Annotated in this window: 18 protein-coding genes and 2 tRNA genes; 11 read left to right on the forward strand and 9 right to left on the reverse strand. The window is 26.6% G+C overall.

Annotation, left to right across the window (positions count from 1 at the left end):
- Nucleotides 1-18: 18 nt before the first annotated feature.
- The 5 genes from AAHM83_RS02360 to AAHM83_RS02380 all read left to right on the forward strand — a co-directional run bounded on the left by AAHM83_RS02360 (nucleotide 19) and on the right by AAHM83_RS02380 (nucleotide 4,139).
- The gene (locus AAHM83_RS02360) at nucleotides 19-1,272 is read left to right on the forward strand and encodes an APC family permease (RefSeq protein WP_342261890.1); all 1,254 of its coding nucleotides are present in this window, start codon (nucleotides 19-21) and stop codon (nucleotides 1,270-1,272) included.
- Entirely contained in the window at nucleotides 1,269-1,571 is a 303-nt protein-coding gene (gene rpmB / locus AAHM83_RS02365) for a 50S ribosomal protein L28 (protein ID WP_342261891.1), read from the forward strand. Before AAHM83_RS02360 ends, rpmB begins: the two co-directional genes overlap by 4 nt.
- Nucleotides 1,572-1,599: 28 nt before the next feature.
- On the forward strand, nucleotides 1,600-2,820 hold the full coding sequence (locus AAHM83_RS02370; RefSeq protein ID WP_342261892.1) for an APC family permease: 1,221 nt from the start codon (nucleotides 1,600-1,602) through the stop codon (nucleotides 2,818-2,820).
- A 241-nt stretch (nucleotides 2,821-3,061) separates the two neighbouring features.
- Nucleotides 3,062-3,649, forward strand: coding sequence for a NifU family protein (locus tag AAHM83_RS02375; protein WP_342261893.1), 588 nt, complete (start codon nucleotides 3,062-3,064; stop codon nucleotides 3,647-3,649).
- 40 nt (nucleotides 3,650-3,689) lie between these two features.
- Entirely contained in the window at nucleotides 3,690-4,139 is a 450-nt protein-coding gene (locus AAHM83_RS02380) for a hypothetical protein (protein WP_342261894.1), read from the forward strand.
- Between the two features lie 130 nt (nucleotides 4,140-4,269).
- Here the strand turns inward: AAHM83_RS02380 and AAHM83_RS02385 are convergent.
- The 9 genes from AAHM83_RS02385 to AAHM83_RS02425 all read right to left on the reverse strand — a co-directional run bounded on the left by AAHM83_RS02385 (nucleotide 4,270) and on the right by AAHM83_RS02425 (nucleotide 8,289).
- A tRNA-Ser gene (locus AAHM83_RS02385) sits at nucleotides 4,270-4,356 on the reverse strand.
- Between the two features lie 71 nt (nucleotides 4,357-4,427).
- On the reverse strand, nucleotides 4,428-4,586 hold the full coding sequence (locus AAHM83_RS02390) for a hypothetical protein (protein WP_342261895.1): 159 nt from the start codon (nucleotides 4,584-4,586) through the stop codon (nucleotides 4,428-4,430).
- A 44-nt stretch (nucleotides 4,587-4,630) separates the two neighbouring features.
- Nucleotides 4,631-5,281, reverse strand: coding sequence for a hypothetical protein (locus tag AAHM83_RS02395; protein WP_342261896.1), 651 nt, complete (start codon nucleotides 5,279-5,281; stop codon nucleotides 4,631-4,633).
- A gap of 86 nt (nucleotides 5,282-5,367) precedes the next feature.
- A complete protein-coding gene (locus tag AAHM83_RS02400; RefSeq protein ID WP_342261897.1) occupies nucleotides 5,368-5,607 on the reverse strand; it encodes a hypothetical protein in 240 nt (79 codons plus the stop codon).
- A 51-nt stretch (nucleotides 5,608-5,658) separates the two neighbouring features.
- Entirely contained in the window at nucleotides 5,659-6,324 is a 666-nt protein-coding gene (locus AAHM83_RS02405) for a hypothetical protein (protein WP_342261898.1), read from the reverse strand.
- Nucleotides 6,325-6,475: 151 nt separating this feature from the next.
- Nucleotides 6,476-6,910 carry a hypothetical protein gene (locus AAHM83_RS02410; RefSeq protein WP_342261899.1) on the reverse strand — a complete coding sequence of 145 codons (435 nt, stop codon included), beginning with the start codon at nucleotides 6,908-6,910 and terminating at the stop codon, nucleotides 6,476-6,478.
- A 67-nt stretch (nucleotides 6,911-6,977) separates the two neighbouring features.
- Complete coding sequence (locus tag AAHM83_RS02415; protein WP_342261900.1) at nucleotides 6,978-7,706, reverse strand: hypothetical protein; 729 nt, start codon at nucleotides 7,704-7,706, stop codon at nucleotides 6,978-6,980.
- 41 nt (nucleotides 7,707-7,747) lie between these two features.
- A tRNA-Arg gene (locus AAHM83_RS02420) sits at nucleotides 7,748-7,821 on the reverse strand.
- Nucleotides 7,822-7,863: 42 nt separating this feature from the next.
- Nucleotides 7,864-8,289 (reverse strand): hypothetical protein, encoded by a 426-nt coding sequence (locus tag AAHM83_RS02425; RefSeq protein ID WP_342261901.1) that lies wholly within the window; start codon nucleotides 8,287-8,289, stop codon nucleotides 7,864-7,866.
- 95 nt (nucleotides 8,290-8,384) lie between these two features.
- On the opposite strand from AAHM83_RS02425, the gene AAHM83_RS02430 reads away from it, so the two are divergent.
- From AAHM83_RS02430 to AAHM83_RS02455, 6 genes are all read left to right on the forward strand, one after another.
- The gene (locus AAHM83_RS02430; RefSeq protein WP_342261902.1) at nucleotides 8,385-9,473 is read left to right on the forward strand and encodes a hypothetical protein; all 1,089 of its coding nucleotides are present in this window, start codon (nucleotides 8,385-8,387) and stop codon (nucleotides 9,471-9,473) included.
- A gap of 81 nt (nucleotides 9,474-9,554) precedes the next feature.
- Nucleotides 9,555-10,397 carry a hypothetical protein gene (locus AAHM83_RS02435; RefSeq protein WP_342261903.1) on the forward strand — a complete coding sequence of 281 codons (843 nt, stop codon included), beginning with the start codon at nucleotides 9,555-9,557 and terminating at the stop codon, nucleotides 10,395-10,397.
- Between the two features lie 87 nt (nucleotides 10,398-10,484).
- Nucleotides 10,485-11,888, forward strand: a complete 1,404-nt coding sequence (locus AAHM83_RS02440; protein WP_342261904.1) for a hypothetical protein — start codon at nucleotides 10,485-10,487, stop codon at nucleotides 11,886-11,888.
- Between the two features lie 103 nt (nucleotides 11,889-11,991).
- On the forward strand, nucleotides 11,992-12,738 hold the full coding sequence (locus AAHM83_RS02445; RefSeq protein ID WP_342261905.1) for a DotU family type IV/VI secretion system protein: 747 nt from the start codon (nucleotides 11,992-11,994) through the stop codon (nucleotides 12,736-12,738).
- Between the two features lie 6 nt (nucleotides 12,739-12,744).
- Complete coding sequence (locus AAHM83_RS02450; RefSeq protein ID WP_342261906.1) at nucleotides 12,745-16,596, forward strand: type VI secretion protein IcmF/TssM N-terminal domain-containing protein; 3,852 nt, start codon at nucleotides 12,745-12,747, stop codon at nucleotides 16,594-16,596.
- Complete coding sequence (locus AAHM83_RS02455) at nucleotides 16,593-17,501, forward strand: hypothetical protein (RefSeq protein WP_342261907.1); 909 nt, start codon at nucleotides 16,593-16,595, stop codon at nucleotides 17,499-17,501. The genes AAHM83_RS02450 and AAHM83_RS02455 overlap by 4 nt, the downstream gene beginning before the upstream one ends.
- Nucleotides 17,502-17,532: the final 31 nt, after the last annotated feature.

Here is a 17,532-nt window from a genome sequence, read left to right on the forward strand (position 1 = left end):
ATTAGGAAGAGAGTTACTATGGAAAATGATAAGGTCCAAGTGACCAGTTCTAAAATGGGGTTGTGGGCAGCTACAGCGCTTGTTTTTTCTGGTATGGTTGGTAGTGGAATTTTGTTTTTACCTTATAAGATGGCATCTTGTGGATCTTGGGGTATTTTTAGTTGGATAATGGGTGCAATTATGACTTATTGTATGTTTTTATCTTTTGCTGGCGTTAACAACTATTATTTAAAAAACATGAGTAACAAAAATCCTGATATTATGGATTTTTTAAAATTAAAATATTGTGATAGAAATGCCTTTCTTTTAGCTTTTGGTCATTTTTTTGCTATGGCTATTTGCGCATCTGTTACAGCTTTAGCATTGGGAAATTATTTTCTTGGATTATTCCCTGGATCAATATTATGTGCAAAAAGCATAGCTTCTTTATCTTTGCTGTTGATGTTTTTTATTAACTTGATTAGTTTTGGAGCTGCTAATGCTTTGAATTTTTGGTTAACTTTAGCTAAATTGTTATTCTTTTTATTAATTGCAATTTTAGGAGTGGGGTATGCTTCATCTTATAAACCAGTTTTTGGTAGTCCTACCTTGTTGTTTTCTGGTGCTGCAACGACCATGTTTGCATTTATGGGAATTGAATTTGGAATTTTTGCATCTGGGTCTATTGAAAACCCCGAAGAAAATGTTATTAAGGCTACAAAATATGGGTTGATTTCTGCCTCTTTAATTTTTATTGGCGTTTATCTTGCAGCTTTGTTTATTATTCCTGATTTAAGCTTAACAAAGACTCCTATTTACGATTGTTCTATTGTTCTTTTTGGAAAAATTGGGGCAAAAATTATTGCAGTTGTTGCTATATTAAGTTGTTTGACTGGATTAAATGGAAACTTAGTTGTTCAAGGTAATTCTTTAAGAAATTTTTCTAAAAAAAAGCATATTGTTAATTGTTTTGACGTGGAAACTTCTCAAGGATTTCCTTGGAGGGGCGCATTAACTTCTTTAACTATTAGTATTTTGATTATTTGGTTTTCATCTCTTGATCTTGAAGTTTTTGCAGTTACTTTTATTGGAGTATTGTATACTTCTGTTGTTGTTTTGGATATTCTTTTGAATGGTTTAGCTCCTCAGTCATTGTTAGCGATTGTTAGTTCTGCTATAATGTTATGCAATAGCTTTACATTACCTGTGATAATTGGTTCTGCTTTTATTTATTTGGTTGGGTATTGCATTAAATTTTTTAGTTGCAAAGAGTGTAAAAAGGAGAAAATATGAAAATTTGTTGTGTTACTGGTAAAAGGGTTATTTTTGGAAATAATGTAAGTCATGCTGTTAATAGAACTAGACGTAGATTTGAACCTAACATTCAAAACGTTAATTTATACAGCAGAGTTTTAGGTAAAATTTCTTTAAAAATAACACCTAGAGGGTTAAAAACTATTGAAAAAAAGGGTGGAATTGATCTTTTTTTGGATAATGCTCGTGAAATTTATGGAGACGAAGGTTTGGCTTTAATGAAAAGATATTGGGCTGCAAAAGAACTTTTATTACACGCTAATAATTCAAAAAACTAATTTGTTTAGTTTTATTTGAGAGAATTTAATGAACGAAATAAAAAAAATGTCTTTGTGGCAGGCGGTTGCCATGATTTTTTCTGGTATGGTTGGTAGTGGAGTCTTGTTTTTACCCTATAAAATGGCTCATTGCAAAACTTGGGGAATTTTTAGTTGGTTTTTAGGCGCAGTAATGTCTTATTGCATCTTTTTATCTTTTGTTGGAATTAATAATTATATACAAGATAACATTGGAAACAAAACTCCATCTGTTTTAGATTTTTTAAGGTTGGGGTATAACGACACGGTTGCTTTTTTGTTGATTTTTGGTCATTTTTTTGCTATGAGCATGTCTTCTGCGGTTACGGCTATATCTTTTTCTGATTATTTTTTTGGGTTATTTCCTTGTTATTTTTGCTCTAAACAACTACTTTCTTCATTTGTTTTGTTGTCAATTTTTCTATTAAATATTTTAAGTTTTGGAGCAGCAAATGCTTTGAATTTTTGGTTAACTTTAGTTAAGCTGTTATTTTTTTTGTTAATTTCTATGTGCGGAGCTTTTTATTACTCTTCTTACTCTCCTTGCTTTGAAACCTCTGCTTTGTTGTTTGATGGGGCCGCTATTACAATGTTTGCTTTTTTAGGTATAGAGTTTGGTATTTTTGCCTCTGGATCGATAGAAAATCCTAAGGAGAATGTAATAAAAGCCACTAAAATTGGTTTGTTTTTATCTTCAATAACCTTTATTGGAATTTTTGCATCTTGTTTGTTTATTTTGCCTAATTTAGAGCAAACAAAAACGCCAGTTTATGATTGTGCAATTATATTGTTGGGGCCAATTGGCGGAAAAATAGTTGGTTCTGTTGCATTACTTAGCTGTCTTACCGGACTAAACGGAAGGGTTGTCGTTCAGGGTAATTCTTTGCAAGATTTTTCTAAAAAAAAATTTGTTTCCAAAATTTTTGGAGCAAAAACATCTCAAGGGTTTCCTTGGATAGGCTCTTTTTTTTCTTTATTGATTAGTTTTGGTGTTATTTGGATGCCTTTTAAAATTGAATTGACTTTGTTTATTGTTGTTTTGGTTGGGTTTTTGTATTGCGCAATTGTTTTATCAGACCTCCTTTTAAATGGTTTCTCTTTAATGGTTTTGTTGGCTATCATGAGTTGTTGTTTAATGATGTATAATGCCAATTTAACAGTTGTTTTGGCTGCATTTTTGGTTTATTTTATTGCGTATATTTTTAAAATTATTAATTCAAGATTTAGTTAATTTTCAGTTTTTATATGTTTTTTTATATTATTAGAGAGACATATTTTTATTCGAAAAAGCTTGTTTTGTTTAATTAATCTTTTTTAAAAACAAAAGCTATAATAGTTGAATAAACCTTGTTGAGGTTAAATTTTGATTATAATTTTATTGTTCATTATTAAGTTGATATATTAAAACTTATTCTTTACATAAAATAATTTTTTTTATTGATTCTATTTGTTAAAAACATTACTCTAATTTTATGTTAATTTCTATTAAATATACTCCTAACCCTAATTCTATTCAAGTTTTTGTTGATATTGTTTGGATTGATATTTTTTGGGAATGCAAAGATGAATTTACTTCTCAAAAATCTCCTCTTACTAAAGCTATTTGGCAAATAGATGGGGTTTGTTATATCTTGGTTGGTCCAAAATTTTTAATTATTAACAAAAAAAATGAAAATGACTGGAATCAAATTATTCCTAAAGTGCAAAACATTGTTTCAAATTTTATAATGACAGAAAACCATGTTTTTCCTCTTTCGCAAGAGCAGTATGATGAAATTTTAAACAATTATGATTCAAAAAAAAATAAAACAAAAAGAAGGGATGAATTATCGGATTTAGGAAAAAAAATTTGGGATATTGTTGAAGAAAAAATTAAGCCAGGTTTAGAATTACACGGTGGAGGAATAGAGTTTATATCATTAGAAAATTACAAATTGGTTTTAAGATTAACTGGAGCATGTGTTGGTTGTCCTAGTTCATCTGATACTATTGATATAGGAATAAAACAAATTTTAACATATTTTTTTCCAGAATTAGTGAGCATTGTGTGTGAAAGTTGATTGTATATTTTTTATTTATTAAACAATACAATAAATATGTATGCAAAAAATTTTAATAGGTCGAGTTCAAAACACTCATGGATTATTAGGTAATTTAAAAATTCAAATGTACTATCCTTATACAGTGGATTTATTATTAAATAACAAAATTTTTTTTGAATCAGACTTTGAACCAGAGCTTAAGAACGATATTTTTGAAGTTGAAAAGGTTTTTGGAGTCATAAAAGAGAATTGTATAGTTAAATTTTCAAATATAAATTCAATCGAAGAGGCAAAAAAACAGAAGGAATTAGATGTTTTTGCATTGGTTAACAAAGAAGACGATTACTCTTTTAACTTTATTGGATATGAGGTGCGTAGAGATAAAAAAACAGTTGGAGTAGTTAAAGATATTCAGTGGATCAATGGTATTGAATATTTAGAGTTGAATCAAGAATTAATAACCATTGATCAAATAAAAAAAGTAGAAAATCAAATAATTTTTTTATAAAAAGTTAGTCTGAATTAAAATTTTAATATGTCATTCGCAATAATAATCTATGTATAGAAACACAATAACAATCTTCTAAAAACACCCTGGCAAACTTCTAACTATTTATAAAACAACGGGTTTTAAAGTGCGGAAAGAGAGAGATTCGAACTCTCGATACGCAATTACGTATAATGGTTTTCGAGACCATCCCATTAAACCACTCTGGCATCTTTCCTTATAAAAAGGATATATTATTTTTTTGTTTTTTGATAGTTTGCTTTTAACTTTGTCTTGCTCTTTTTTTTGTTAGTTGAGTAGTTGCTTTTTGGCGTTTTGTTGATTAAGTAATTCTTTTACTTTTTTCATTTCTTCTTTAGCTCGTTTAAGAGACTTTCTATTAATCTCTTGTTGAGTCTCAATTTCTTCAGAAGACATTTGTTTTATTCTTTCTTCTCTTTTTCTCATGAATTCTACGTATTGAGCGAGAACAAGTGCAAAATTAATTAATTTTAACTAAAAGTTAGAAGAGTGTTTTTCAAAAAAATTACTGCATTTCGCTGTGCTTCATCTCTAATAGTTTCATTCGAATTCATAAAATCAGCATTTATAACGCTATGGGTAACACTTACCATTGTGTCAAACACATGGTCTATATTCTTTGGTAAAGCTTTTGCTGCCAATGCAACTATATTTAAATTTTGAATCAAAGTTTGTATGTTTAAAGGCAAAAAATTTATGATTGGAAGAAAGTTTTGCATAAATTCATTAACGGTTGAAGTTAATAATCCTTGTCTAAAAGGATTTCTATTTTGATAAGAAGCTCGTATTATTCCAATGAAATAATCGTTAAACCATAAATCAAATTTATTAAAATTATCTGGGTTATGTGTAACATTATTTAAAAAATCATCAAAGATTAGATTGATGCTTGTTGTGTTTAAATATGATATATCGCTACCTCTATTTTCAGCTGGCAGTTGTTCTGGTGATGGAGGCATTCTCAATATGTTAGTGTCATTATTTCTATTAATACGACGATCATGGAAGGCTAAATTATATGCCTGAAGTGCTTCTGTATGTTGCTCTGCGACTTCTTCTAAAGTAATACTTTGCAAGCTTTCTTTAAGCAAGAAAAATAAAAAAATTAGTCTTATTTTCATGTTTTTATTTTAATTGGTTTTTGTTTTTTAGTCAACTATAAATGTTCAGATATGGGCCCAGTGGGCATGGACCCATACTATTTTAATTATATATTTTTCTCTTGACAAGATCTTTTTGTTGGAGCTGCATCAGCTTTTTTTGGATTTTGTATTGAATGTTGTTTTATTCTTGTTTTACTTGCTTGTATTTTTTTATTAAATTCATTCAATTCTTTGTCTAATTTTTCACATTCAACTGAAATTGAATATGCAAATTGAAGATCAGTTACTGAACTAATGTTACAAAAGAAAGACGAGATAAAAAAAATTTTAAAACTTTTATTCATTTATATACCACCTAATAATAGGCTATGAAATTATATTATATTTAACAAGTGTTAATTTTCATTGTGACTGGTTAAATTGAACACATTAAATAATGTTTTTTGTGAATTAATGATTTGAAAAATAATGTTTATGTTATTTATAAACTCATCGTACAATTCATCAATATTTTGAGATTCTATTAAACTTTGAATATTTTGTTTTATTGCGTTAATTAAATTTATAATGCGCTCTTGATTATCATTAAACATGTTATCTATTATTATTGAAATTTCAGCTGCATTCTGAAGAGCCGTATTTAAATTGTTCGGTCTGTCTGCAGATATGTTAATAAGACTTGGAAAATTTCCTAGTCTAAAAATATTTCTATTATGGTAAGATCTTCTGATTAAATTAGCCAGATTTGCACTCCAATTTGAAAATCTTTCAATAAATTGATTAGCATTTATCATAATTTCTATTCTTTGTTCATTTTCTAAATCATTATTGTTTAGGAAACGATTTAAGGTTCTTTCAAAACCATTATAATATGAATTCATTTGGGCATGATTTATAACGTTAATTTTACGTTCATCATTTTCCCTCAAAAGTGGTAATCTTCTATTTCCAGAAATATGATTATAATCACGAATTAAATCGTTATGCATAGTAATTACTTCTTTTTTAGTAATACGAGCTGTGAGACTTGCCAAAAAAAGCATTAAAAAAAATTTAAACATGATATTATTATATAGTTTTTTGTTCCTTTGTCAAATAAACGTGCGCCTGATAGTGATCCGAATTATTTCTTAAATCAATAATTTATAGATTTATATTTATATGGTAATAAGGCAAGATCTAATTTGTGAAAAAAGTGTTCTTTAGTTATACTTAACGAGATCTTTTTGTTGGAGCTGCATCAGCTTTTTTAGGGTTTTGTTTAGATGTTTTAGATTTTTTACGATTTTTTTCATTAATACTTATTAATTCATGTGTTTGTAATATAGCATCTCCAAGCATTTTAGCATTTGCGTGATTATTAGCTATTTGTTCTGGTGTAAAATGTTCTTTTTCATATGTTTGTATTACTCTATCTAATTCATTCTCTATTGCTGAAACATAATATAAACCTAATATAAATGGAACATCCTTATCCATTTTGCGAAAGTTACTACCTTTTTCATCATATAGAACAAAATGATCATTTTCATCTAATATATTGTATTTATACTTAGGTTTTTTATTGCATGCCTGAATAGATTCAGTATGCGATACTCTAGGTGCTTTTAAATTAAAAGCACATGAGATAATTAAAATTTTTTTCATAATTTCCCTCTTTTTAATTGTAACAAATTTTTAGTTTCATTAACATCATATTTATGCATACTTAAATTCATTCGTTAAAATTATTTCTTCCACTGCTACTAAAAAAAATAAGAATATTTCGTAAAAAATTTGACGTATACACTAAAGGTTGACTACTTATTATAAAGATCATAAATTGGTTATGAATGCGTTTTATATTTTGATCAAATATATGATCTAAAGTGTTTGGCAGACCTTGAGCATGTTGTACTTGATCATTTAATGTTTGAATTAAAAGGTTCATGAAACTATCAGTATTACTATGATTTTGCAAGCTATGTTCTATTTGAGCTATGTTATGATGAAACATTCCCTGTCTGAAAGGGTGTCTATTATGATAACAATCTTTTATTAGAGGAACTAACATATTTATAATTAAAACATGAAATACAATAAGGCGTGCAATCTGGCTATTATTAACGACATTTCTTAAATTGTTTGTCATATCTTGTGAAGCTTCTCGATTTATAAAAATTTGTTGAGCCTGGTTAATTAATTCAATTAATTGATTTATATTTAATTCTTCAGTTTGATTTGGTTGTCGATTTAAAAAATTATCAAATATTATATTTATATTCTTTTCATTTATTGTTTCTATTTCATCATCTATTTCATTTTGTTGTCTTATTCTTCTATTAAAAACACGATTATATTGATTAAATATTTCACCATAACGATCTGTAACTTGCTGTCTAGTAATACTACTAAGGAGATTTTCTATATTCAGAAGAGTAAACATCATTATTTTTATATTCATGGTATTATTATATAGTTTTTTGTTCCTTTGTCAAATAAACGTGCGCCTGATAGGGATCGAACCTATGGCCTCAAAATTAGGAATCTTGCGCTCTATCCTTCTGAGCTACAGGCGCTTAAGATAGAATATACCATATATTAATTTTAAAAAAAATCCATTATTTTTTATACTTTTTCTCAATGGCATCTTTTAAATCCACGGATGGTTGATATATCCAATAAACAAAAAAATTGTTTTTATAAATACTTGGAACAGAATCCATAAATAAAGCTATTATTGTAATAATCGTTAAAAAAATGAAAAATTTAACAACACCAATAACGGCTCCACTAATTTTTTCAAACGTAGAATGTGATTCCATTAAGTAAGCTATAAAAAGTCCAAATATATAAATAGATATAAATAAAAATATAGAAATAATTGTTCTATAAAAAGCACTTTGAAAAACATAAACAGCCGAGCTAAAAGCTATGACTAAAAAAATTAAAGAAACAAGTTCGCTTGTTCCGCCTTTCAAAACACCTTTAATAATTGAATATATAAATAAAAAATTTATGAAATAAATTAGTATTTGTTCGCTCATATTTAAATTTTAATGTAAAAAAAACAAAAAAGTAATAAGAGAAAGTTATGCTAACTATTAGCAATTAATTAATGGTTTTAATATAAATTTTCATTATGTATAAAAACTGTTTTTCATTTTTTTTGTTGCAAATAATGAATTTTTCAATTAATTCTGAAGTTCCTTCTGAAGAAAACAATAATTTAATTTATTTATTAAAATCAAATGATTTAAAAATTGAAATAGAAATAATTGCAGAAAATTTTAACAAGTGTAAGGACTTATACAGTCAATTTTTTAAAAAAGAACTTTTGTTTCAATCATATAAAGAAGCTTTAATGTGTAACTTGGATTGTTTAGAAAACGTTCCTAAATACTTAATTTTCAACGAATTATTTTTTCAAAAATTTGAAATTAATTTAAGTAAAGATGATTTTAAAAAATATTTATTATTTATTGTTGCAGAAAATTTTCAAAGGGAAGTTTTTAATTTTAAAATGTTAATTGAGGTTTTGGATATATATAGCGAAGAAGATAAAGATTTAACAACAACTGATTTTTTTAACATTTTATTTTTGGTTGATTCTATATCAAATAAAGAGAAAAAAGAAATTATAACTTTTTATAGAAATTTAAACACAGAAAAACTAAAAAAAACAAAACAACTATTGAGCAATAACGAAAACTTTTTATTGATTTTTAAAATTTTGATGAGATGGAAGTCTGATTTAAATTCGTCTTGGTTCGATAAAAACTTTTTGGACAATCTTTTAATTGTTGAGAAACATTTTAACAGTAATAAAAAAACGTTGTCTTATTTAGAGTTCGAAGAACTTAATAACAAACAAAGAGCATATAATCTGCCAATGAGTAGCCTTTTATCTAAAGGAAACATAAAGAAAAAAGACTCATTAAATTCATCTGAAACAAAAATAGTATCCATAGAAAAAAAAATAGAAAAAAAACAAGTTAAACCAGTGTTGTTAAAAATCTCAGAATCAAATAATGTGCAAAAAAATGAGACAATAGAGTTAAAAAAAAGTGATGAAATTATAACAACAAAACAGAATCAAGTAATGGCAGAAAAAAAACCAGAGGTTAAAAAAGAAAGCAATCAAACAGATGAAAAAAAAGACTTAAAGCCAACTAAAAATTTATATAGGGGTATCTCGGTTGCTCTTTTGTTTCTTTTTATTGTTATATAAACTTAACGCTTGTTAAATTGTCTGATGGTAAACTGTTTATGTTAGGAGTCGTAGATGTTAATCATTCAAAACATAATGCTAATGCTTTTATTTTCGACAGTAAATAATTATTGTGTATTAAAAGATATAGAAAGTATGAAATATAAACTTATAAGATATCTTTTTAAGGAGCGAATAGATTTAAGAAGTTGTTATACAGAACAATCAAAAAAATCTGTTTTAATTAATGCAAATTATCAGTATAAAGCTTTAAATGTTTTGAAAGAATTAAAAAATGAAAAAAAACAGGAAGAATTAAAAAACAATCCAGAAAAATTTTTAAAAGATAGATGTTTGACACCAAACGAAGTTTCTTTTATCTTGTTCAAACTTTATCATCCAAGTGATCGTTTAATTAATCAAACTTTGATTGATTCTATTTTAAAAACTTCATTGCTTGAATTTAATAAAAATGATTTTTTAAAATTTCAAGAAAATTTTAATATTTTGAATAAGGATTATAACGATTTGAAAAAATACAAAGAAAATTTAACAGATCCAAAAGAAATTGAAGAAATAAGTCAAAAAATAAAGGCAAAAAAAGAAGCTTTAAAGCACTGTCCTTTGATGGTTTTGTTAGATAATTTAGCTTTTCCAGTGAAAAATGCAAAAAATTGTCTTAATGAATTAATTAAGGCACTCTATCAATTGAGGTTTGTGTACGAATATGATTCATTGTCACCGGCTGGAGTAGCTTATTTTTTGCTGTGCCTGTTAAGACACCGTAATCCTGAGCTACAAAAATCATATTGTTTATCTCAAGGTCTTGATCTAACAAAAGTTTTAGTCATAGCTGATGACAGATTTATTTTAGGTGATTTTACAAAATCATCAACGCCTTTTTCAGATTATAAAAAAGATTTTGAATCCAAATTTTTAAATTAAATTATTAATAAAAGATTGCCTGTAAGTATAGGAAAAATTGACTTATAGGCCGTTTTTTGTTATAATAAATAATATCTGGGAGGATATATGAAAAAACAAAAAATACTAGCTTTGCTATCTCTTATAATATCAGCGGGACAAACATTTGTCAACGCTGAAGCTGCATTTGCAAGAAATAATAATATTATAAAAAGAGAGAGAGAGGAAGAAAATAAAGCAGTCAACAAAAAATCAATCTTTAATTTTGGTTCGAGGAAAAGAGGTATAGAAGATAATGAATCTGCAAAAGTCAACAAAAAACAAAAATTAATAACCGTTATTCCAGAAAGCAAGAGTGATAGAGCAAAAGATCAAAAACATCCTACAATTCATTTGAAAGATTTTCAAGCAATGGAGGCTGAGGATTTGTTAAATAGGATACAATTAGAAATACAAGTCGGGGACAGCTTTGCCTCTTCATCATCCGAATTAGTTAAAGAATATATTGAAAAGAAAGCTCAAGAATCTAGCGTTATGGCTAAACATAGAGCGGACTATGAAAACGATTTAAAAAATATATCTAAATATAAAGCAGAAAAAAATTATCAAAAATTGCGGGAGCTTGAAGCTTGTAAACATGAAATTGAAAAATTAAAAGCATTTTTTAGCGATCTAGAAGCACAAGCTGCCAGCCATGGTAAGAACTGGAAGCAAGTTTGCTCTAATCTAATGAGAGCAAAACAATCCTTGAAAGAAAGGATTAAAAAAAATCCAGGTGAAAAAGAGGTATATAATTCTTATATTAACAACATAAATACTTTTTTTAAGAATCCTCCATTACAAAAAACAAAAAAAGAAATTAAGGAAATACGACAAGAGGCTCTTGAAAAAATGAGAAGCAGAGCGGATAAATATAACCTTGAACCAGAGAAAGCAGAAGAGTTTGTAAGTCTTTCAATGAAAACTAAAGATACGATAAATAATATCAATAATACTCGTTTGGTTGCGTTGAAACAAAAGAATGAAGCTTACGTTGATCAAAACGGTAAAATCACTAAAGCAGGAAATCGATGGTTACAAACTGAAGATGGTAAGAAACTTTCAAAAACATACGCGGATCAAAAAAGAGAGGTAGGCCAAGCGCATGAAACAAATGCAAATAGAATAAATGCTAATAGAAAAAAATCAAAACCAACTGCAAAAACAATTAATCAAAACGCTAACAAAAGAGCAAAAGCGAATGAAAAATCACTTTCTGAGAATGAGACTACTAAAAAAGGATCTGCTAAGACTCAGAAACCAGTATCTTCAACAGCAAAGAAAAAGCCAGTAAATAAACAAGAATCTACAGCGGCTAAGAAAAAGCCAGCAAATAAACCAGCATCTTCAACAGCTAAGAAAAAGCCAGAATCTTTAACAATTAAGAAGACCGCAAAAAAGTCCGAGCCTTTAAAAGTTAAGAGCACAGCAAAAAAAGCCAATTCTCAAAAATTAAAAACGGCAAAAAAATAATTATTAAAAATAAAATTACCTAGCTGACTTTATTCAGCTATGAAAAACATTATTTAAGCTATTTAATTTAAAATTAACGATTGTATTATTAAATTTTAATTAAATGATTAATAGAAAGTCTTTTTTAACGAATGCATTTGAAGAGTTTCATCAAATAATATTTAAATATAGAAAAAAAATAAAAGAATCTTCTTTTTTTAATCCATTAGATAACGAAGAACAAAAAATAAAAAAAATATTTTCAATACAAACAGAAATAAGTAGTTTCATGAAAACAAAAGCATCAGAAATTTTTCATGAAACAGGAAAAATAGGGGGAGATATTTTTGAAGAAGTAAGTTATATAATGGCAGCTTTAGCGGATGAAATATTTATTTTTTTAAACTGGGAGGGTAAAAATTATTGGAAAAACAACCTTATGGAAAAAAAGATATTTAATTCCAACAATTCTGGAGAAGTTATTTTTGATAAAATATCAGAAGTTTTAAAAGATCAGAGTATAGAGGCGGCAGAATTATCCATTATTTATTTTTATTGCCTTGCACTAGGATTCAGAGGCGTAAAAGCTGGGTCTCCAAATTACGAATCTGAAATTCAAGAATTAAAATCAAAACTTTATTATAAAATATATTATAAAGATTCTAAGCTATTTAAAGAAAAACAACTATTATTTCCAATGGCATATAAATCTTTGTTTGTTGAAAAAAACGTTTTAAAAGGTAATTCGGTAAGATTTTGGAAAAGAATATTAATAGGAACGGTTCTTAGTTATTTAATATTTGTAGAACTTATGTGGAGCATTAAAATGAAAGTTTTTTTTGATTTATTAGGAAAGTTTATAAGTAGGTAGTTGAAAATGAAAACAAGAGTAGCTTTAGTATTAATGATATTTGTAATAAGCGTTTTAGTTTTATTATTTTTATCTTTATATCTGTTGATAAAAAAACATTCAATGGGCAGAGAGTTAAAATTTATAACTAATCTCAAAATATTTTTAGGGTTAGAAAAAGAAAAAAATTCGATTGCAGATTATTTTAATAGTGCAGATAAAATTTTAAAATATTTTTTAAAAAACAGCTCAAATTATAAATATGAACTACCGTGGTATTTATCGTTTGGAATGGCAAGAGCTGGAAAAACATCTTTTTTTTCAAACGTAAGCCTAGAAACACCAATAAGATTAAATTATACAGACACAACATATATCAATCATTATTTTTTTAACGAAGGCATAGTGTTAGATTTAAAATCAGATCTTATATTTAACGATAGTAGTCATGATTTTTGTTGGACTGGCTTATTAAACCAAATAAAAACAGTTCGTCCAATGAAAAACATAGATGGAATAATTTATTTTGTTTCATTAAAAGACTTGCTTTCAACAGATGCAAATATAATGCTCAATAATAAAAAAAACATAGAAAGTTTGTATCAAAAATTGTGGCAATTACAAAATAAATTTGAAATGAAAATACCAGTATATCTAATTTTCACTCATTTAGATGAGATTCAAGGTTTTTCAGATTTTTTAGAAGTTTTTTCAAATTATAAAGAAGATATGTTTGGTTGGTCCAATCCATTTAGCTTAGATAGCAAGTTTTCAAGTGAGTGGTTAGAAGAAATGAAAAAAAAGTTAGATGAAGAATTAAAATCGTTGTTATCTGAAGTAATGGTGAATTTTCCATCAGAGATAAGTTTTAATATAATGAATTTTATAAATAATTTTCAATTAATTTATCCAAAAATTTGTGAATATTTAACGCTAACATTTCAAAACAATAAATACACAAGTGGTTTGTATTTTAGAGGAGCGTATTTTACAGCCCTTGATCAAACAAAAACAAATCAAGAAAAAATACCGGTTTTAAACGGTGAAGATAGCGAAATAGAGGGTGGCTTTGAAATAGAAAAAAGTAAAATATTTTTTGCTAAAGATCTTTTGTTAAATAAAATTTTTGCAGAAAAAGAAATAGGAAAAGAAGACGTAGATAAAAAACAAGTAGAACATGAACTAAAACTTTTAAAAACAGGTTTCACGGCTTTTTCATTAGTGGCATCAGCATATTCAGTAAAAGTATATAAAGATCTTGTTTATATGAACGAGCAAATTTATCCAAGAGCATTAAAAGTAGTTGAAGTATTAGATGAATACGATAAAGATAAAAATTATGTTCATAGAGTGGATTTTTTAGATGAGTTAAAAGTTGTATTACAATATTTAGGAGATCTTTCAAGCTACGATTTATTTTTTCATGGAATACCATCTTCATTCTTCTCTTCGGTAAACCGATGCAAACAAAACATGGTATTAGTTGCCACAAAAAAATTAGTATTAACAACATTGTTTAATGATATAGAAAATAAATTTATAAAAATTTCTAAAAAAAAATTATACGATACAATTCCAGAAAACAGACCCTTTGTAAATCCTTTAAACTCTAATGAATTTGCATTATTAAAAAAATTAGTAGCAGAAGTAAGCGAAGTAGAAAAGTATGAGCAAAAATTTGTTGCCTTTAAAGAAAGTAATAGCATAACAAGTTTAAGCTGGTTGTTAGAAAATATTTTGAACATAAAAATGCCAGAAGCTTTTGAAAGAAGTATAATGTTTTCGTTTAAAATTGATTTCAGCGAATTAGACACAACAAGATTTTATGGATATAAAAAAAATATCAAAAAACAATTCAGATTAATTTCAAATAAATTTGTAGTAAATTGTTTTTCAAAAGATAATATATCTCAATATTTTATGGAATTAGAAAGACTGTTGTTTTTAATAGAGTCAGGTGATCAAGGAATGAGTTATGATAATTTAAAAAGCATACAAAAATTGATAGCAGATTTAATAACATTATTCTACGAATCAGAATTTGATTGGTTGAAACATAGATCATTTGGATCACAAGAATTTGAGATTGTGTTAAGGCAAATAGAAGGATCAACAATTTTAGGAGGAGAAGACGCAGTAAATGAAATAATGACAAGAACCACAACATCATTTAATGGATTTAAAAACACATTAGGATGTTATCAAATACCATTAATAGGAAGCCCGTTTTATACAACAGATGGATTAAAAATTCAGTTGTCTCAATCCGTTTTAGACTTTCAAGGCATATTAAACGATGTGTTTTCAGAGTCTTTCATGGAAAAAGTCGCAAAAATGAACTTTCCGTTGTTAGCAACCTCTCAAGCCTTATATTGGGATTCAAAAGTAATAAAAGATTTAGTGGTAATAATAAACGAATACAAAGAATTTGAAGAAAAGTTCAAAGCAGCTTCATCAAGTAAAATGGAAGTTATAATAAAAAATATAGCAAAAAAAAACTTGAAAAAAGTGATAGAATTTTATCTAATAAAAGCGCATAAAGTTTTATCTTTAGATGTAAAACATTCTCATTTATTAGACATTGCAGAAAATGTAAAAATAACAAATGAAGAGATTCAAAAAATAATGGAGCAAGCAGGAAAAATAGATTCAAATTTGTGGAGAGATATAAAAGATTTACAAAAAGAAAGCTTGCTAAACATTTTAACATATATAGATAGAGCGCTGCAGATAGAAAATCTTTACGATATAAAAGAGGATATGTTTTTGTTAGATGCAAAAAATAAAAAACTTTTTTTCAATTTTAATATATCAGATTATTTATTAATTCAAAAAAAACAAATAGAATTTTTTTCAGTAAACCTAGCAAAATCAATAGTTGAAAGTTTAGAAAAAATAAATTTCATAGATAATATTTTATTGGATGATTTAGTAGTAAAATGGAAGGATATAGAAAAAAATTTGGAAGATTATAAAAGCAACCCAGCAAATAGCAAACTATATGCTTTTGAAGAATTAGCAATGAAAGTTCAAACAACATCTTTGAGAGATATATTTCAAAAAGATTTAAATAAAGTAGAATCAAACCTAAACAAAGATTCTTTTTTTGAAACAAAAGTGTTTTTTTTAAGTCAAAGAATAAATAAAGTGGTCGATTCATCGATATCGAAAATTTTGGTAGAACAATATGATGAATCAATGTATTTTTATAAACAAAACGCCTATGCTTTTCCGTTCAATTTGAAAGGAGTGTTATTAGGAATTTCTGGATTTAACAGAATGCAAGAACTAATAAAAAAACAAGAAGATATAGTAACATTAGTAAAAATAGTAAAACCAAATTATGACTCACCTGTTTTTAGATTTATAGAAAATTTAGAAAAAATTAGCAAAATGATATCTTTTTTGATATCCAATGATAAGTGTTTGTGTTTGGTTTTTAACAATTATAAACCAATAGGGGATTTATATGAAAAAAACATACATTTATTAGTAGAGTGTTCAGCAAAAGTAAACGGACAAAAAGCTTTGAATTTATATAAAAAAGGAACAATAGACATATATGACTTAGTTGAGTTTAAAGTTTCATTAGCAAAAAATTGCGGCAAAAAAATAGTGAAAAATAATTTAAATTACAAAATAAAAGGAAACGATGCAATTTTAAATTTTGATAAAAAAGAATTAATGAAATTTTTAATGGAAAATATAATAGAAATAAATCACGCAAGTTTCATAAGATTTACAATAGATATAGAAGATGATAAAGGTATAAAAGATAAAGTCGTGGTAATGATACCAGTGGAATTAACGTTAGATGGTGAAAAATATACAATGCCAGATAAAACGTTCACAAAAATATCAGAGGAGCAAGAACAATGAGGAAAATTGAAGACTTATTAGGTTTTAAACTAAATCTAGAAATTCAACATGAATTAGAATTTCAAGTTCTATTTGATAACAGAAAAGAAAAAATAGAAGAAGAAACGTTATTAGATGAATATGATGATTCAATCGAAACAGTATCATGGGAAAGTATAGAAATATCAAGCTGGGATTTAATGAAAAACAAAGGAGTGAACTGGAAACTTTTCACAATTTGGTTAGAGTCTTTAATATACATAGATGGATGGGATAATGCAGCATATTGTTTTGAAGCATTAGATGCAATCTTAAGTAAGAAAATAAAAATTTTATTAGATGAAGAAGATAGAGTAGGGTGTATAGATTTTTTGGATAAAGCAATATCAAGAGCGCTATTACTGCAACCAATTCAAGATGAAGATAACCTTTTTCAATATTCAAATTATAAAAAAATTAACCCACAAAAATTATACGACTCATTGTCGCTTTTAGATAAAGATTTTTATCAAGAATTAATCAAAATAAATGAAAAAACAACAGATTATTTAAAAAAATTTCAATTATTAACAAGAGAGGTGTATATTCATTTTGCGAAAATATATGAAATATTTGAAAAATTAAAAGATATATTGGTATATTATGAAAACAGTTTTGTAGAAGAAGAAGACGATGAGGAAGATGATGAAAATAATGAAAATGATAAACCTAAAAAAGAAGATTCCTCTATAAAAAAGGATAAAGAAACTGCATTTCAGTTAATATCGGAAGCATTAGAATTATTGCAAGAATATGATAAACAAAATATATCTATTCCATTATTAAGAAAAATAATGAGATGGAAAGAAAGCAATATATCAGAAATTATTAATGAAATAAACGATAAAGACGGAGCATATCATATATTAGCATTTTTAATGGATTAAAATTTTAGATAAAAATCAATCAGCAAATAAA

This window comes from Alphaproteobacteria bacterium endosymbiont of Tiliacea citrago, from assembly GCF_964031065.1.
Classification (GTDB): domain Bacteria; phylum Pseudomonadota; class Alphaproteobacteria; order CAJXXZ01; family DAHXLG01.

Coding starts and splice junctions, on each gene's coding strand:
- AAHM83_RS02375 (WP_342261893.1), top strand. CDS start 3,062: ATGTTAATTTCTATTAAATATACTCCTAACCCTAATTCTATTCAAGTT.
- AAHM83_RS02360 (WP_342261890.1), top strand. CDS start 19: ATGGAAAATGATAAGGTCCAAGTGACCAGTTCTAAAATGGGGTTGTGG.
- AAHM83_RS02445 (WP_342261905.1), top strand. CDS start 11,992: ATGATTAATAGAAAGTCTTTTTTAACGAATGCATTTGAAGAGTTTCAT.
- AAHM83_RS02395 (WP_342261896.1), bottom strand. CDS start 5,281: ATGAAAATAAGACTAATTTTTTTATTTTTCTTGCTTAAAGAAAGCTTG.
- AAHM83_RS02370 (WP_342261892.1), top strand. CDS start 1,600: ATGAACGAAATAAAAAAAATGTCTTTGTGGCAGGCGGTTGCCATGATT.
- AAHM83_RS02440 (WP_342261904.1), top strand. CDS start 10,485: ATGAAAAAACAAAAAATACTAGCTTTGCTATCTCTTATAATATCAGCG.
- AAHM83_RS02400 (WP_342261897.1), bottom strand. CDS start 5,607: ATGAATAAAAGTTTTAAAATTTTTTTTATCTCGTCTTTCTTTTGTAAC.
- AAHM83_RS02455 (WP_342261907.1), top strand. CDS start 16,593: ATGAGGAAAATTGAAGACTTATTAGGTTTTAAACTAAATCTAGAAATT.
- AAHM83_RS02450 (WP_342261906.1), top strand. CDS start 12,745: ATGAAAACAAGAGTAGCTTTAGTATTAATGATATTTGTAATAAGCGTT.
- rpmB (WP_342261891.1), top strand. CDS start 1,269: ATGAAAATTTGTTGTGTTACTGGTAAAAGGGTTATTTTTGGAAATAAT.
- AAHM83_RS02435 (WP_342261903.1), top strand. CDS start 9,555: ATGCTTTTATTTTCGACAGTAAATAATTATTGTGTATTAAAAGATATA.
- AAHM83_RS02410 (WP_342261899.1), bottom strand. CDS start 6,910: ATGAAAAAAATTTTAATTATCTCATGTGCTTTTAATTTAAAAGCACCT.
- AAHM83_RS02405 (WP_342261898.1), bottom strand. CDS start 6,324: ATGTTTAAATTTTTTTTAATGCTTTTTTTGGCAAGTCTCACAGCTCGT.
- AAHM83_RS02390 (WP_342261895.1), bottom strand. CDS start 4,586: ATGAGAAAAAGAGAAGAAAGAATAAAACAAATGTCTTCTGAAGAAATT.
- AAHM83_RS02430 (WP_342261902.1), top strand. CDS start 8,385: ATGTATAAAAACTGTTTTTCATTTTTTTTGTTGCAAATAATGAATTTT.
- AAHM83_RS02425 (WP_342261901.1), bottom strand. CDS start 8,289: ATGAGCGAACAAATACTAATTTATTTCATAAATTTTTTATTTATATAT.
- AAHM83_RS02415 (WP_342261900.1), bottom strand. CDS start 7,706: ATGAATATAAAAATAATGATGTTTACTCTTCTGAATATAGAAAATCTC.
- AAHM83_RS02380 (WP_342261894.1), top strand. CDS start 3,690: ATGCAAAAAATTTTAATAGGTCGAGTTCAAAACACTCATGGATTATTA.